This is a genomic window from Reyranella sp. CPCC 100927 (assembly GCF_007859315.1).
Taxonomy (GTDB): Bacteria; Pseudomonadota; Alphaproteobacteria; order Reyranellales; family Reyranellaceae; genus Vineibacter.
Genome location: NZ_VOHA01000013.1, coordinates 46,119 through 62,293, shown reverse-complemented (window position 1 = coordinate 62,293; position 16,175 = coordinate 46,119). Strand labels below are relative to the sequence as shown.

At 64.7% G+C, this 16,175-nt stretch carries 16 protein-coding genes; 9 read left to right on the top strand and 7 right to left on the bottom strand.

Going from position 1 to position 16,175, the window contains the following annotated elements; all coding sequences use genetic code 11:
* The first annotated feature begins 87 nt into the window (after positions 1-87).
* Together FQU96_RS27680 and FQU96_RS27675 are read left to right on the top strand one after the other, a co-directional pair.
* A complete protein-coding gene (locus tag FQU96_RS27680; protein ID WP_178130738.1) occupies positions 88-612 on the top strand; it encodes a histidine phosphatase family protein in 525 nt (174 codons plus the stop codon).
* A complete protein-coding gene (locus FQU96_RS27675; protein ID WP_146544603.1) occupies positions 609-1,355 on the top strand; it encodes an SDR family oxidoreductase in 747 nt (248 codons plus the stop codon). Before FQU96_RS27680 ends, FQU96_RS27675 begins: the two co-directional genes overlap by 4 nt.
* A 14-nt stretch (positions 1,356-1,369) precedes the next feature.
* Here FQU96_RS27675 and FQU96_RS27670 read toward each other — a convergent pair whose 3' ends face one another.
* From FQU96_RS27670 to FQU96_RS27655, 4 genes are all read right to left on the bottom strand, one after another.
* Positions 1,370-1,978, bottom strand: coding sequence for a CDP-alcohol phosphatidyltransferase family protein (locus tag FQU96_RS27670; RefSeq protein WP_146544602.1), 609 nt, complete (start codon positions 1,976-1,978; stop codon positions 1,370-1,372).
* A gap of 40 nt (positions 1,979-2,018) precedes the next feature.
* The gene (gene pssA, locus FQU96_RS27665) at positions 2,019-2,912 is read right to left on the bottom strand and encodes a CDP-diacylglycerol--serine O-phosphatidyltransferase (protein ID WP_146544601.1); all 894 of its coding nucleotides are present in this window, start codon (positions 2,910-2,912) and stop codon (positions 2,019-2,021) included.
* Positions 2,913-2,928: 16 nt separating this feature from the next.
* A complete protein-coding gene (locus FQU96_RS27660; protein ID WP_146544600.1) occupies positions 2,929-3,618 on the bottom strand; it encodes a phosphatidylserine decarboxylase in 690 nt (229 codons plus the stop codon).
* 82 nt (positions 3,619-3,700) lie between these two features.
* A complete protein-coding gene (locus tag FQU96_RS27655; RefSeq protein ID WP_146544599.1) occupies positions 3,701-5,020 on the bottom strand; it encodes a LysM peptidoglycan-binding domain-containing protein in 1,320 nt (439 codons plus the stop codon).
* 350 nt (positions 5,021-5,370) lie between these two features.
* Between FQU96_RS27655 and FQU96_RS27650 the strand changes: the two genes are divergently transcribed.
* Together FQU96_RS27650 and FQU96_RS27645 are read left to right on the top strand one after the other, a co-directional pair.
* On the top strand, positions 5,371-6,009 hold the full coding sequence (locus FQU96_RS27650) for a TIGR00730 family Rossman fold protein (RefSeq protein WP_255468594.1): 639 nt from the start codon (positions 5,371-5,373) through the stop codon (positions 6,007-6,009).
* A gap of 129 nt (positions 6,010-6,138) precedes the next feature.
* Positions 6,139-7,356 carry an NADP-dependent isocitrate dehydrogenase gene (locus tag FQU96_RS27645; protein WP_146544598.1) on the top strand — a complete coding sequence of 406 codons (1,218 nt, stop codon included), beginning with the start codon at positions 6,139-6,141 and terminating at the stop codon, positions 7,354-7,356.
* A 58-nt stretch (positions 7,357-7,414) separates the two neighbouring features.
* On the opposite strand, the gene queC is transcribed toward FQU96_RS27645, so the two are convergent.
* The 3 genes from queC to FQU96_RS27630 form a co-directional block, all read right to left on the bottom strand.
* Positions 7,415-8,110, bottom strand: a complete 696-nt coding sequence (gene queC / locus FQU96_RS27640) for a 7-cyano-7-deazaguanine synthase QueC (protein WP_146544597.1) — start codon at positions 8,108-8,110, stop codon at positions 7,415-7,417.
* Positions 8,111-8,176: 66 nt separating this feature from the next.
* Entirely contained in the window at positions 8,177-9,151 is a 975-nt protein-coding gene (locus tag FQU96_RS27635) for a tripartite tricarboxylate transporter substrate binding protein (protein WP_146544596.1), read from the bottom strand.
* A gap of 59 nt (positions 9,152-9,210) precedes the next feature.
* Complete coding sequence (locus FQU96_RS27630; RefSeq protein ID WP_178130737.1) at positions 9,211-10,275, bottom strand: YncE family protein; 1,065 nt, start codon at positions 10,273-10,275, stop codon at positions 9,211-9,213.
* A 328-nt stretch (positions 10,276-10,603) separates the two neighbouring features.
* On the opposite strand from FQU96_RS27630, the gene FQU96_RS27625 reads away from it, so the two are divergent.
* Genes FQU96_RS27625 through FQU96_RS27605 form a run of 5 tightly spaced genes read left to right on the top strand, consistent with a single transcriptional unit; the run spans position 10,604 to position 16,137 of the window.
* On the top strand, positions 10,604-12,205 hold the full coding sequence (locus tag FQU96_RS27625) for an ABC transporter substrate-binding protein (RefSeq protein WP_146544594.1): 1,602 nt from the start codon (positions 10,604-10,606) through the stop codon (positions 12,203-12,205).
* A 34-nt stretch (positions 12,206-12,239) separates the two neighbouring features.
* Positions 12,240-13,187, top strand: a complete 948-nt coding sequence (locus FQU96_RS27620; RefSeq protein WP_146544593.1) for an ABC transporter permease — start codon at positions 12,240-12,242, stop codon at positions 13,185-13,187.
* Between the two features lie 28 nt (positions 13,188-13,215).
* The gene (locus FQU96_RS27615; protein WP_146544592.1) at positions 13,216-14,109 is read left to right on the top strand and encodes an ABC transporter permease; all 894 of its coding nucleotides are present in this window, start codon (positions 13,216-13,218) and stop codon (positions 14,107-14,109) included.
* Entirely contained in the window at positions 14,109-15,152 is a 1,044-nt protein-coding gene (locus tag FQU96_RS27610; RefSeq protein ID WP_146544591.1) for an ABC transporter ATP-binding protein, read from the top strand. Before FQU96_RS27615 ends, FQU96_RS27610 begins: the two co-directional genes overlap by 1 nt.
* Complete coding sequence (locus tag FQU96_RS27605; RefSeq protein WP_255468593.1) at positions 15,145-16,137, top strand: ABC transporter ATP-binding protein; 993 nt, start codon at positions 15,145-15,147, stop codon at positions 16,135-16,137. Before FQU96_RS27610 ends, FQU96_RS27605 begins: the two co-directional genes overlap by 8 nt.
* The last annotated feature ends 38 nt before the right edge of the window (positions 16,138-16,175 follow it).

Here is a 16,175-nt window from a genome sequence, read left to right as displayed (position 1 = left end):
CGGCCTCCTAGGGAGGGCCGGAGAAGCCGGCGGCGCCTGACACGTGACGCAATCGAGCCGACCATCAATCCGAACACAGGTGGATCCATGAAAGAGCTGCTGCTGATGCGGCACGCCAAGGCGGTTGCGCATACGGTCGATTCCGGCGACCAGGGCCGACCACTGAACGGCCGCGGACGGCGGGCGGCCACCGCCGTCGCCCGCGAACTCCATCGCCGCGGTATACGCCCTGACCTGATCCTGTGCTCGACGTCGCGGCGTACCCGCGAGACGCTGGATCATGTGCTGGACGTCTACGAACCGGCGCCGACAACGCAGCTTGAACCCGACCTCTACCTGGCCGACGCCGGGTACCTGATCGAGCGCTGCCGCCAATTGGACAGTGAGATCGGCTGTGCCCTGCTGATCGGCCACAACGAGGGACTGGGAGAGGCCGCCGTCGCTTTGGCGACGGCTGGTGATCCGGTGCAGCTGGCGTCGATGCGCGTGAAATTCCCGACCGGGGCCGTGGCCTGGCTGCGCTTCGCCGCCGATGATTGGCGTCAACTGGGCCGCAGTCGGTGTGACCTCGCCGCCTTCATCCGTCCGCGCGACCTTGGAATTGCCGCGTGACGCCGTTTCGCTCGATTGTGCTGACCGGTGCCTCCAGCGGCATCGGCGCGGCGTTGGCGCGCGACTATGCATCCAAGAGCGTACGACTGGCGCTGATCGGCCGCGATGCAACGCGTCTGGCCGACGTTGCCACGGCCTGCCGGGACAAGGGCGCCGACGTCGCGACCGCCACGATCGACATCACCGAACGCGCGACGCTCGAAGCCTGGTTGCAGCGGCAGGATGCCGAGCGCGCCGTCGACCTGGTCATCGCCAATGCCGGTGTGGCGCTGGAGAAGGGTCGCGATCTCGGCGACGGCGAGTCGCTGCGGCGAACCATGGCGATCAATGTCGATGGCACGCTCAACACCATCCTGCCGCTGCTGCCGGCAATGCGCGCGCGTCGTGTCGGCCAGATCGGCATTGTGAGTTCGCTGGCCGGTTTCTTCGGTCTGCCGCAAGCCGCCGGCTACAACGCCAGCAAGGCGGCCGGCCGCGTGCTGGCGGAGAGCCTGCGGATTCAACTCAAGGCCGACAAGGTCGGCGTCAGCGCCATTTGTCCCGGGTTTGTGGAGAGCGCCATTACGCGCGGCAACAGCTTCCCCATGCCGTTTCTGATGACGGCCGAGCGCGCGTCGAACATCATCCGCCGCGGCCTGGCACAAAACCGTGCCCGGATCGCCTTTCCGCTGCCGACCAAGGCCGCGGTATGGCTCGGCATGGCTCTCCCGGGTGGTTTGACGTCCCGCCTGCTGGGCGGTTGACGACAACGTCGGGGTCACTCATCCCGGAAAGCGTCGACGGCAGCGGTCAAGCGCACGATCGTCGTCCACAGACACAAGGCCGCGAAGGCCGCCGCCAGCCAGGCGAATACCTCGGGCCACAGGCACATCGCCACGAAGAACAGCACGGTCTCGGTGCCCTCCACGAGGCCGGCGCTGTAGTAGATCGACTTGCGGCCCCGATCCGTCGTGGTGTGGCCCCGTTTGGCGGCAACGGCGGCCCAGGCCAGGAAAGAGCTGCTGGTGCCCATGAACCCCGTCAGCAGTACCGCCGCCCAGATCGCATTCTCGGGATCGGCCAGGGCAAAACCCAGGACCGTGACGGCGTAGAACACCATGTCGGCGACAATGTCGAAATACCCGCCGAAGTCAGTGAGCGCGGTGCGTCGCGCAACGGCGCCGTCGAGACCATCGATCAGACGATTGGCCAGGATCGCCAGCAGTGCGGCGTCATAATTTTGCGCCGCCAATAGCGGCAACGTCAGCAGGCCGATGGCCAGCCCCGCGCCCGTCAGGAAATTTGCGCCGACACCCCGGCGCGCGAGCCATGCACCGGCCAGGTCAAGCGGCGGATCAATCAGCCGTCGGACAAATGGATCAAGCATGCGCCGTCCCCACCACGTGGGGAGGACTATATCCCGTCTCTCACAACCGCGAGCGGTCGTCGTTACCGCCCGCCGGTCGCAACTCGACGATACCGGCTCCTGCTGGCCGGGCGTCGGGTTCGGTCGTCGCGGCGGCGGACGCCTGCGCCGCGCGGTCCGTAGCTTCCAGTCGCTGGTAGGCCCGCCAGCTCACCGGCAGGCTTCCCAGGTACAACAGCATGAGACACGGCAGCGTCACCCAGGGTGACGTCGCCAGCAGGCCCACGACCAGGGCGATACCGAGGAACACCGGCAACACCATGTGAGGCGGAATTCGGCCCTTCTTGAACGAAAATGTCGGCAGGCGGCTTACCATCAAGGCCGCCACGCCGATCAGGAAGGCGCCACCGACGATCGGGTGCCGCAGCCAGCTCCAGTTGAGGTCCGGGCTGAGGCTCAGCATCAGCGGCACCAGCACCAGAAGCGCCCCGATCGGGGCGGGCACGCCGGTGAAGAAGGCCGCGGCCCATACCGGCGGCGGTTCGTCGGCGGCCAGGCCGACGTTGAAGCGGGCCAGCCGCATGGCGCTGCAAATCGGAAACATCAGGGTGATGACCCAACCCAGGCTGCCCGCCGCCTCCATGCTCGACAGGTAGACCAGCAGCGCCGGAGCGACGCCGAAGGCGCAGAAATCCGACAGCGAGTCGAGTTCGGCACCGAACCGGCTGGTGACATTGAGGCGGCGTGCCACCCGCCCATCCAGCGCATCGAAGATCGCCGCCACGATCACGGCCAGCACGGCCGAGCGATAATCCCCGGTCAAGCCGTATCGAATCGCCGTCAGCCCCGAGCACAGGGCAATGGTGGTCAGCGCGTTGGGCAGGAGCCGATTGATCGACAACCCGCGCAGCGCGCCGGGGCGCGGTGGCGGTGATCCGGGTGGTGTGCCGGCCATGGCTGGCCTCCCTACCTCAAAGCTCGACCGCCGACCGCGGCTGCGGATCGGCCGTGGTGATGTCGGCGATTACCGTCTCGCCACCGATCATGCGTTGTCCGCGACAGACCAGCGGCATCACGCCGTCGGGAAGGTAGAGATCGGTGCGGCTGCCGAAGCGTATCAAGCCGTAACGCTCGCCTGCACGCACGGGTTGCCCCGGCTTCAGGTGGCAGACGATGCGGCGCGCCACCAGTCCGGCGATCTGGATGACGGCCGCAGACCGACCATCGGCCAGGCGCAGGCTGACGGCCGTCCGCTCGTTTTCCTCGCTCGCCTTGTCGTCGGCGGCGCTGAGGAATTTGCCCGGATGATAGGCAACGGTCTCGACCACGGCATCAACCGGGACCCGGTTGATGTGGACGTCAAAGACGCTGAGAAACGTGCTGACCCGCATCATCGGAGCGGATCCCAGCCCCAGCTCCGCGGGCGGCACCGCCAAACCGACATCGCGCACCAGGCCATCGGCGGGCGCAATGAACAGGCCTTCGCGCTGCGGCGTCAACCGCGGCGGATCCCTGAAAAAATAGACACACCAGAGGCTTAGCAGCAGAAACGGCCAAAATAGCGGCGCAATGAACAATGCCGCTACCAACGTGACGCCGGCGAAGATGCCGACAAACCGCCAGCCCTCGCGATGGATGGGAATCAGAAAATCAGCCAACATTTCAGTGCTCTACACCCACTGTGTCAGTCGCAATCGCGGATAAATCTCATCTGTGAGATTAGGAAAATTCTTTAACCTATTATTAATCAAGTGATTTTGGCACAACGAACGTTTGCCCGGGATAGATAAGATTAGGATCGCGTATCTGATTCTTGTTGGCCTCGTAGATCACGGTGTATCGCTGCCCGTCACCATAGCGGGCGCGGGCTATGTTCCACAGATTGTCGCCGCGCGCGATCGTGACAACCCCCGGCCGTGCCAATGTGACCCGCTCGAACGGCACTTCCAACCGTGACGTCACAGCCCCGCCTGGCCCAAGCTGATCGATCCGCACCGTACGCCGACCAAGCTCGATGGCATCCGCCGGCTGAACCGCCCACCGCCCATCGGGCCCCACCGTCGCATCGCCGACCGGACGATTGTCGATGTAGACCCGAACAGTCGTCCCCGGGGGCGCCTGGCCGGTCGCCACCACGCGCCCCTGCTCGTCATAGTCGACCGCGCCCAGCACCAGCTGGCCAGATCGCGCCAGCGTGTCCGGCCCGCCTGGCGCCTGAATAACCGTACTGGGTCCACCGCCTGTAGGCGTCGACACGATCAAGGGCATCGATGACGGTGCGGCCGCGCTCTTGGACGATGCGGGGCCCACCGCAGCCGGCACATTCACCGTAATCGTCCGGTCAGAGCGCGCCACGACCGCGCCGTCGCGCTGCTGGACCAGACGCAGGTCGTGGGCGCCCGGTGCCAGCGGCGGGTCGATGACGACCACCCACTCGCCGCGGCTGTCGGCCACCACGGCGGCAAACTCGCGATCGCCATCCAGCACCGTGACGCGGCTGCCCGGCGCCGCTCGCCCTGCGATGACGCCCCGCCCGTCAGGCCCGATACGCACAATGTCGAAGCTCGGCGCCGCGCCGGCGGGGGCCGCGGTCGAACCCGGCGTCGTGGCATCCGCTGGCGGCACGGGTGAGCCCGGGGGCGTCGCGTCGGCAGGTTTCGCCGGATCCAACGCCCCGGGGGCTGGCTTGGGCGCGGAGTCTGGCTGTGCCGGCGTTACGCCGGAGGTCCGTGGGGCGCCGGGATCCACCGGCTGGCTCGGCGGCGCGCGGTCCGCTGGCCGCGTACCGCCGGGTCCCCTTGCCGGCGCAGCGGCCGGGACGCTGACATCGCCCGTTTGCCACGGCGGCAAGCCAGCCCAGTAACCAGCTGCCACCATGAGCAGCAGGACAACGACCGCACCCGGAATCCAGCGCGAGGGTCGGAAACCAGGTCGCTCGCCGGCAGAAGCCGCGGCAACCCGTGTTGGCGCACCCGACTTCGTGGTCACACTGGCCACCGTTTCGGCCGCGGCCGTTGCCGACCCGGGAACGACCCAGATGTCCTCGTCATTCGGCGGAGGCACGGAAGCGTCCGACTGAGGGCGATTGATGGTGAGGCGCCGTGTGGTCGCCATGGCGCTGTCGGTCGCCGGCGGACTGTGCAGCTGTTCTTCCGCGGGTTCGCGCGGCGTTGCGGTCGCCGGCGCGGTCTGGGGCGCGGCAGGACCAAGCTGCTTGGCCAACGCCGCGACGGCCGAGCGAATCGTCTCCTCGTCTGGTACGTCCGGCGGCGACCCCGGGGGTGGGGCTGACTCGCGACTCATTGGTCTGTCCGTTGCGTCTTTACCGGCGCGGCACTTCGTGGGAACACCATCATGCCACCGGGTGCCGCGCGCAGGAACCGCTTTTGGTACCTGCCGTCCGGACGCTCGCTGTGGACGGAACCCTGATCCATCGGCCCGAAAGTACCGAGATGACCACCGTGACACCCCCTGCCCTGCACGCCGTCTGCGTTTTCTGCGGCTCCAGCCCGGGGCTGGACCCGCGGTACGCCAGTGAAGCCACCCGCTTTGGCCGTCTGCTGGCTGAAAACAGTGTCAGCCTGGTTTATGGCGGTGGTGCGGTCGGCCTGATGGGTGCCGTGGCCAACGGTGCCCTCACCGCCGGCGGCCATGTGGTGGGAATCATCCCCCGCTTCCTGCTGCGCGCCGAAGTCGGCCACGAGCACCTGAGCGAACGCATCGTGGTCGAGACCATGCACGAGCGGAAGATGGCCATGTTCGAACGCGCCGATGCCTTTGTCGTCCTGCCCGGCGGCATCGGTACCCTGGAGGAGCTGTTCGAGATCCTGTCCTGGCGCACGCTGGCCTTGCATGCCAAGCCGATGGTCGTCATCGAGGGCAATGGCTACTGGGACCCCCTCAAGGACCTGATCGAGCGTTGCGTGGCAGCCCGTTTCGCGCGCCCCGAACTGCATGACTACATCCGGTTCGTCGATACCATCGACGCGGTACTGCCGACGCTGACCGCGATGCCTTTCGACCCACGGCCGTCGAAAGTTGAAAAGACGTGATGCCGGCGGCGCCAACGAGAACGCCGACGCCTTGCCGGTCTGCACCCCGTCCGCTAGAACCCGCGCGCCGGCGGGGCGTCGTGGGGCCACGCCGAGTCCTCCTTACTTCCACGGCAAAAGGTTAACTCCATGGCCAAGATCAAGGTGAAGAACCCGGTTGTCGAGATGGACGGCGACGAGATGACTCGCATCATCTGGCAGTTCATCAAGGACAAGCTGATTCTGCCCTACCTCGATGTCGATCTGAAATATTACGACCTCGGCGTCGAGGCACGCGATCGCACCAGCGACCAGATCACGGTCGACTCGGCAAAGGCGACCCAGCAGTACGGCGTCGCCGTGAAGTGCGCCACCATCACGCCCGACGAAGCGCGCGTGAAGGAGTTCAACCTCAAGGAAATGTGGAAGTCGCCCAACGGCACGATCCGCAACATCGTCGGCGGCACCATCTTCCGCGAACCGATCGTGTGCAAGAACGTGCCCCGCCTGGTGCCGGGCTGGACCAAGCCGATCGTGATCGGCCGCCATGCCTTCGGCGACCAGTATCGCGCCACCGACTTCGTCGTGCCCGGCAAGGGCAAGCTGACGATCAAGTTCGAGGGCGAGGACGGCAAGGTGATCGAGCACAACGTGTTCGATTTCCCCGGCGGTGGCGTCGCCATGGCGATGTACAACATCGACGAATCGATCATCGGCTTCGCCCGCAGCTCGTTCAACTACGGCCTGATCCGCGGCTGGCCGGTCTACCTGTCGACGAAGAACACGATCCTCAAGCGCTATGACGGCCGCTTCAAGGATCTGTTCCAGAAGGTGTTCGACGAGGAGTTCGCCGCCAAGTTCAAGGAGAAGAAGCTCACCTACGAACACCGGCTGATCGACGACATGGTCGCCTCGGCGCTGAAGTGGGAAGGCGCTTTCATCTGGGCGTGCAAGAACTACGATGGCGACGTGCAGAGCGACACCGTGGCCCAGGGCTTCGGCTCGCTGGGCATGATGACATCGGTTCTGATGACGCCTGACGGCAAGACGGTCGAGGCCGAAGCGGCGCACGGCACCGTCACACGCCACTACCGCGAGCACCAAAAGGGTAAGGCGACCTCGACCAACCCGATCGCCTCGATCTTCGCCTGGACCCAGGGCCTGAAGTACCGCGGCACCTTCGATGGCACGCCCGATGTCGTGAAGTTTGCCGACACGCTGGAAAAGGTCTGCGTCGATGCCGTCGAAGGCGGCAAGATGACCAAGGATCTCGCGCTGCTGATCGGGCCGAACGAGCCGTGGCAGACCACGCAGCAGTTCCTCGACACGCTCGACGGCATGCTGAAGGAGCGCATGGCCAAGTGGTAAGCGGCTGACGCCTCTTCCCACGGATGATCAAGGGCCGGGAGCGATCCCGGCCCTTTCTTCATGTGCCCTGGTAACGCGTCCAGCCCTGGGCGCGCAGTTGGCAGGCCGGGCACGTGCCGCAGCCGTAGCCCCAGTCATGGCGCATCGTTCGATCGCCCAGGTAACAGGTGTGCGTTTCGTGAACGATGAGATCGACCAGGGCGCGCCCGCCCAGCCGTTCGGCCAGTCGCCACGTGTCCGCCTTGTCGATCCACATCAAAGGTGTGTCGACGACAACCCGGCGATCGAGCCCCAGAGTCAACGCCACTTGCAGTGCTTTCAGTGTGTCATCGCGACAGTCGGGATAGCCCGAATAGTCGGTCTCGCACATGCCGCCCACCAGGCGTTTCAGATCGCGCCGATAGGCCACGGCCGCAGCGTATGTGAAAAACAGAATGTTGCGGCCGGGTACGAACGTGTTGGGCAAACCGTTCTTCTCAAACGCGATGGCGGCATCGCCGGTCAAGGCCGTATCGCCGATCGCGGCCAGCGTGCGCAGATCCAGCACGTGATCATCGCCCAACCGTGAAGCCCATGTCGGAAAATCCCGGCGCAGCGCCATCCGCACTGCGCCGCGACAGGTCATTTCGACGGCATGCCGCTGCCCATAGTCGAAGCCGATGGTTTCGACATGCTCGTAGCGGTCCAGCGCCCAAGCCAGGCAGACAGTCGAGTCCTGCCCGCCCGAGAACAACACAAGGGCGCGGTCCGCCATGACATGCTCCGAGCGACAATGCGACGTTGCCGTTTGCCACAACCTCCCCGCCCTGTCACGGCAGCGCTACTCCGGCTTGACGCCGGCGGCCTGTAGAACCGGACCCCAGATCGCCGACTGCCGGGCAAGCCACTGTCCCAGTTCCTCGGCGGTACCGCCCATGGCGTCGAAGCCACGCTTGCTGAGATCCTCACGCGCCTGCGGTGTGGCGACAGAGGCATTCAGGGCGTCATTCAGGCGCTTCACGATGGCGGCTGGCACACCGGCTGGCGCGATCAGGGAATAGGCGATCGTACCTTCGACATCGCCGGCACCCAGTTCGCGGAACGTCGGTACGTCGGGTGCCATCGGCGAGCGGGCGGCAGTGGCCATGGCATAGGGTTTGAGGCGGCCGTCGGCGAAATACTGCTGAACACTGGTCAGGCTGGACACGCCGAGTTCCAGATGGCCCCCGAGCAGGTCCGACACCATGGGGCCGGTGCCTCGAAACGGCACGTGAGTCAGTTTGAGATTGTTGACCAGGCCGAACTGCTCGGCCGCCAGGTGCATGGGCGTGGCAACGCCTGCCGTTCCATACTGGACAGCCCCCGGCGCCGAGCGCGCAGCCTGCATGATCGCCTTGAGATCGGCATAGGGCGCCTTGCCGGAGCCGACCAGGACGGAATCCTGTTTGGCGATAAAGCCGATCGGCGTGAAGGCCGTGTTCGGATCGTACCCCAGCCTGGATACCAGGAACGGAAACAGCATGGTCGTGTTGCTGCCGATCAGCAGCGTGTACCCGTCGGGCGGCTGCTTGGCGACGAACTCGTGCGCCAGGTTGCTGCCAGCGCCTGGCTTGTTGTCGACGATGACCGTTTGTCCCAGGTTGTCGCGCAGCTTGTCGGCAAACGCACGCGCCAGTGCATCCGTGCCGCCACCGGGCGAAAAGCCCACCACCAGGCGGATGGTGTGGCTGGGAAATGTCTGCGCATGCGCCGCCCCCGCGGCCAGCATCATCGCGGCTCCGGCCATCAGGGGCCGGCGCCGCAGCAAAGTCTCCATATCGTTTCTCCCCCAATCACTGGCGCGGCGTGTATGAACCCACGATCAGTGCGGAACACTCACAAGCCGCCGGCGGTGCGAATCGCAGCACCACCGCCACCGAGCTTGATCGGCTGCTTGGTGTCGATCAGCTTGACACCGTCCCAGCGAAAGACCGTGGCGTTTTCTTCCATCATGTTCTGCACCACGATGGTCTTGCCGTCGCGCGAGAACGCGATGCCTTGCGACCAGTGCCCAATCGGCGCTTCGGCGGCTTTGGTGAGACGTGTGCCGTCGACCTTGTAGATCACCAGCCGTCCCGACGGATGATAGAATGGCGAATCCTTCGCCCGGCCGGTGCCGTTGTGCAGCACGACACCACACCACTTGCCGTCGGGCGACAGCATCATGCCTTCCGGCGTCTCGTAGCCGAGGTCGACCCACGCCACGGTGCGCGCCGGATTCTTCGTCAGATCGATGATCGTCAGCGTGTCGACATCGCCCGTGCCACGCCCGACGTTGGCGACCACCGCCATCTTGCCGCTGGGATGCACCACGACGGGATAAGGCCGCGTGCCGACCGAGATTTCGCGCTTGGCGTCCTCGAGCTTCTCGCCGTCGACCTTGAGCACTTTCACCGTATTGTCGCCATACATCGACACCAGCGCCGTCTTGCCGTCAGGCGTGAATGCCACATGGCTTGGCATCGAGGTCTCTTTGCCGACGGTGAGCTTCGTCAGTTCACGTGCCTCCTTGCCGGAAAGCGCATACAGCGAAACACTGCCTTCGTTGCGATTGGCAACAGCCAGCAGCCTGCCATCAGGCGATATCGACAGACCGGAGGGCGCCTTGCCGGCCTGGATCTGACCAACCACCTTGGGAGGGCTGGCCTTCAGATCGATGATCGCGATCCTGTCATCGGCCTCCTGCTTGGTCGGATCCTTGGCATCGATCTTCATGGCTGAAGCGACATAGGCCACTGATCCGTCGCGCGACACGGCCACCGACAGCGGCGGTCCGACCACACTGCCGGGCACATCGATTTCGGCCACGACCTTGGGTGGCTTCGCACCGAGGTCGATCACCGTCGCAGTATCCGGCTTCGGATTGGCGATCACCTTCGGCGTGCCATTGTCGAGAACCATCTTGCGATCATTCGAAGAAACCGCGATCTGCGCCATTGCCTGGACGGACAGACAGGTAAGAGACGCGCCGAGCGCGACTGCGCCGAGAGCCTTCAGCATCTTCCTTCCTCCCATGGCGTTGAGCGCAGGCCGGGCCTGCGCCGGGCGGGAGCATAGGCCTTCGCCAGCGAGACACTCCAGCGGTCATCGGCACCGCAGATCAGTCATGCAGGCCGGTATACGCGCGCCCCGGACCTATGTTAGCGTCGCCCGCAACAAAGCAAGAGATTGGCGCCGCGATGGTCCAGGTCTGCGGGGCCACGGGTGGCGAACGACAGGAGGAACGCTCATGCACAACCGTCGCATGGCCTTGGTGGCCGCATCGCTTGTTGGGATCGTGACGCTGACAACGCCGGCCGTGGCACAACAGTCCGGCGGGACACTGCGGATCTACCATCGCGACATGCCGCCCAGTGCCTCGATCCACGAGGAAGCCACGATCTCGACGAACATGCCGTTCATGGCGGTATTCAACAACCTTGTGATGTTCGATCCCAAGGAAAAGATCAACAGCATCGACAAGATCACGCCAGAGCTGGCCACCAGTTGGTCATGGAATGCCGATAACACCAAGTTGACGATGAAGCTGCGCGAGGGTGTGACGTGGCACGACGGCAAACCATTCACGGCCAAGGATGTCGTCTGCACCTGGACCAAGCTCACGCAGGAGGAATCCGAAAAGGGCGACGCCTTCCGCAAGAATCCGCGGCGGGTCTGGTGGCAGAATCTCCAGAGCGTCACGGCCAACGGCGATCACGAAGTGACATTCAATCTGGGCCGGCCGCAGCCGTCGTTCATGGCCATGCTCGCTGCCGGCTATTCACCGGTCTATCCGTGCCATGTGTCAACGCGTGACTTGCGCACCAAGCCGATCGGCACGGGCCCCTTCAAGTTCGTGGAAATGAAGCGCAACGAGTCGATCCGACTGGTGAAGAATCCCGACTATTGGCGCAAGGGCCATCCCTACCTCGACGCCATCGACTGGCGGATCATTCCCAACCGGTCGACCCGCATCCTGGCGTTCATCGCCGGCGACTTCGACCTGACGTTCGACTCGGATGTCACGTTCCCCTTGCTGAACGACATCAAAGCGCAAGCTCCCAAAGCCGTCTGCGAAGCACGACCGACGAACGTCAACAACAATCTAATCGTCAACCAGGAAGCGCCGCCGTTCGACAATCCCAAGATCCGGCAGGCGATGTTGCTGGCACTGGATCGCAAGGCATTCTCCGACATCCTGAGCCACGGCCATGCCGTGCTCGGCGCCTCGATGCTGCCGGCGCCGGAAGGTGTCTGGTCAATGCCCAAGGAGATGCTCAATGAACTGCCCGGCTTCGGTGATCACACCAAGAACCTCGCCGAAGCGCGCAAGATCATGGAGGGACTGGGCTACGGACCGGACAAAACCCTCAAGGTCAAAGTCTCTACGCGCAACATTCCCATTTACCGCGATCCGGGCGTGATCCTGATTGATCAGCTCAAGAAGATCTATATCGAGGGCGAACTCGAGCCCATCGACACACCGGTGTGGCACGCCAAGGTCGCGCGCAAGGATTACACGGTCGGCATGAACCTGACCGGTGTCGGTGTCGACGATCCTGACGTGAACTTCTATGAGAACTTCACGTGCAAATCGGAGCGCAACTACACCGGCTACTGCAATCCCGACGTGGAGAAGCTGATCGAAGCGCAGTCCCGCGAGATCGACAAGGAGAAGCGCAAGAAGGTGGTCTGGGAGATCGACCGCAAGCTGGCCGAGGACGCGGCTCGCCCCGTGATCTCGCACAATGTCGAGAACACCTGCTGGCAGCCGCGCCTGAAGGGGCTGATCCTGCAGCACAACTCGATCTACAACGGCTGGCGTTTCGACGACGTCTGGCTGGAGAAGTAAGACTCACGCCCTGTCGGTTCGCGGAGACAGCGACGTGGCTTCCTATCTTGTCCGCCGTACGTTCCTGATGGTCCTGACACTGTTCGGGATGTCAGTACTGATCTTCGTGATGTTGCGGCTGGTGCCGGGCAACATCAGCGACATCCTGTTCGATGCGGCGGGGTTCGTGGATCCCAAAGAGAAGGCGCGGCTCGAACGGGACCTTGGCCTCGACCTGCCGATCCTGACACAGTACTGGCATTGGATCTCAGGCTTGGTGCAGGGCGACCTCGGTTTCGCCTACGTGACCGAGAAACCGGCCATCGAGGAGATCGCACCGCGCATCCCCGTCACGGTCAAACTCGCGGTGCTGGCGCTGATCTTTTCGGTGGTTTTTGGCGTGCCGCTGGGCGTGATCAGTGCTGTCCGCCAGAACACAGCCATTGACTATGCCCTGCGCATCCTCAGCCTCAGTGGCTTGTCGCTGCCCTCCTTCTGGCTCGGCTTGCTGATCCTCATGCTGTTCGTGCGGTATTTCGGCTTCATACCGATCTATACCGATCCTCCCGCGACCCTGTGGAAGGAGCTGGCACTACTCAGCGTACCGGCGGCAGCCGTCGGATTCCGAAGTTCGGCGCTCATCATGCGCCTGACACGCTCGTCCATGCTGGAGGTATTGCGCCAGGACTACATCCGCACGGCCCGCTCCAAGGGGGCGACCCCGGGCTCGGTGAACTATGATCACGCCTTGCGTAACGCCGTGCTGCCGGTGGTCACGATCATCGGGATCGAGGCAGCATTCCTGATTGGCGGTCTGATCGTCACCGAGACGGTGTTCAACGTCCCAGGCGTCGCACGTTTCCTGGTCGAAGCCGTCATCTGGCGGGACTACCCGATCGTGCAGAATCTTGTGATGTTCATCGCGGTGGTGGTCGTGGTCGTCAACTTCATCGTCGACATGACCTACATGATCCTCGATCCACGCATCAAGTACGCCGATTGAACGGCGCACCGGCCAGGGAGGCCAGCGTTTGTCCACTATTGATCATGATGCCGAGTTGCTGCGTGCCGGCGCGCATGTGCGGGGAGCCTGGGGTACGGCCGGCTTCCTCATCCGGCGCTATCCCTTGGGTGCCGCCGGAGCGGTGATCGTCATCGTGTTCGTCCTGGCCGCTCTGTTAGCCAATGTGGTCGCCACATTCGATCCCACGGCCACCAGTTCGCGCAACTCGCTGACGCCGCCGGGGTCGGTCTATTGGCTGGGTGCCGACTTCATGGGCCGCGATGTCTTCAGCCGCATCGTACACGGCGCGCGCATCTCGCTGGCGGTCAGCGTCGGCGCCACGGCGCTGGGTTGCGCGGCCGGTATCATTGTCGGCTTGATGTCGGGTTACCTGGGCGGCTGGGTCGACCTCGTCGTGCAACGCATCATGGACATCATGCAGGCGCTGCCGCTGCTGGTCATGGCGCTGGTCATGGCCGCCTCGCTTGGTCCTTCATTGCAGAACACCATTATTGCCATCGCCATCGCGCTGGTGCCCAACATCGCCCGCGTCATTCGTTCCAGCACGCTCTCGCTGCGTGAGCAGCCGTTCGTCGAAGCCGCGCGCGCCACCGGCATGAGCGAGCTGCGCATCGCCGTGCGCCACGTGCTGCCCAATACCCTGGCGCCGCTGATCGTGCTGGCCACCGCGCAGCTTGGCTCGGCGATTTTGACCGAAGCATCGCTGTCCTTCCTCGGTCTTGGCGTGCCAGAGCCGCATCCCTCCTGGGGCCGCATGCTGTCGGAATCGGCGGCAGAATATATTCGCACGGCACCCTGGCTGGTTATCTTCCCGGGTATCGCCATCAGCTTGGCTGTGTTCGGCACCAACCTGCTGGGCGATGCGCTGCGCGATATGCTCGATCCCCGGGAGCGCACTTGATGGCGGGCGCGGATCCGGTAACCACGCCCACCGAGGGGGCGGCGCTGATCGTCGAGCGCCTCAGCACATATTTCTATACGCGTCAGGGAATCGTGAAGGCGGTCAACGATGTGACGTTCACAGTAAGCCGCGGCGAAGCGCTGGCGATCGTAGGCGAATCGGGTTGCGGCAAGAGCATCACGGCGCTGTCGCTGATGCGCCTGATCCCCCAACCACCCGGTCGCATCGTCGACGGCTCGGTACGGCTGGATGGCGTCGACCTGATGCAGCTCGACGAGCCGGCGATGCGCCAGGTGCGCGGCAACGAGATCTCGATGATCTTCCAGGAGCCGATGACGTCACTCAACCCGGTGATGACGATCGGCCGCCAGATCGGCGAGGCGCTGATCCTGCACCAGGATCTGTCGCGCCGTGAAGCCCTGAACAAGGCCGTCGACATGCTGCGGCTGGTGCGCATCCCGGAACCCGAGCAACGGGCGCGCGAATATCCGCATCAGCTCTCCGGCGGCATGCGCCAGCGCGCCATGATCGCCATGGCACTGGCCTGCAACCCCAAGGTCCTGATCGCCGATGAGCCGACGACGGCGCTCGACGTCACCATCCAGGCTCAAATCCTCGATCTGATTGTCGAACTGCAACGCAAACTCGGCACGGCCGTTATCCTGATCACGCACGACCTTGGCGTGGTGGCGGAAACGGCACAGCGCGTGATCGTCATGTATGCCGGCCGCAAGGTCGAGGAAGCGACGGTCACCGATCTCTTCGCGCGTCCTCTGCATCCGTACACGCTGGGTCTGATGGCCTCGATACCGCGACTTGGCCTGATGCGGGGCGAAACCCCGGCGAGCGAGACACGGCTGCAGGAGATTCCCGGCATGGTGCCGGCACTGACCGACCTGCCGCAGGGCTGCGCTTTCGCGCCGCGCTGCGCCTTTGCGCAAGACCGCTGCCACGGTCAGTACCCGGCCTACGAGGAGAAGCAGCCGGGCCACTGGGCTGCCTGCTGGCGATCGCACGAATTGGCGGAGAACGGCCATGCCTGACGCGATGGCCCCGGGCACACCAGCGCCACCGGTCTTGGAAGTACGGGACCTGAAGAAGCACTTCCCGATCCGCAAGGGCCTGCTGCGCCGCGCCGCGGGCCACGTCTTCGCGGTCGACGGTGTGAGCTTCACCATAGCCGAGGGCGAAACCCTGGGCCTGGTGGGCGAAAGCGGCTGCGGCAAGTCGACGGTGGGGCGTACCGTGCTGCGGCTGATCGATCCCACATCGGGCTCGATCCATGTCGGTGGCCAGGACATCTCCCGGCTGCCGCGCAAGGCCCTGCGTCCGTGGCGGCGGCAGATGCAAATCATCTTCCAGGATCCGTTCTCGTCGCTCAATCCGCGCATGACGGCCGGCGAGATCGTCGGCGAGCCGTTGCTGGTCCACGGCGCACACGCGACGAGCGCGCGTCGTGATGCCGTGGCGGCGCTGTTCGAGCGCGTCGGCCTGCGGCGTGCCCAGATGGACAGCTACCCGCACCAGTTCTCGGGCGGCCAGCGGCAGCGCATCGGTATCGCGCGAGCGTTGGCGCTCAATCCCAGGCTGATCATCGGCGATGAGCCCGTGTCGGCGCTTGATGTGTCCATCCAGGCCCAGGTGATCAACCTGCTGATGGACCTGCAGCGCGAGCGGCGCCTCTCCTATCTCTTCATCTCGCACAATCTGGCGGTGGTCGAGCACATCAGCCACCGCATCGCGGTCATGTATCTGGGCCGCATCGTGGAATACACCGACAAGAAGACGCTGTTCACCAACCCTCAGCATCCGTACACCGAGGCGCTGCTCTCGGCGGTTCCCGTACCTGACCCCGCCATCAAGCGTAAGAAGCTGGTCGTTCAGGGCGACGTACCCAGCCCGGTAAAACCGCCGCCCGGTTGCCACTTCCACCCCCGCTGCCCGTATGCGGTGGACCGCTGCAGGGCCGAGGCCCCAGCGCTACGCGAAATCGCCCCCGGTCACCTGGCGGCCTGCCACTTGCGCTAGACCGGATTCGACGATCCGGGGCTACGTCCGGCGACATT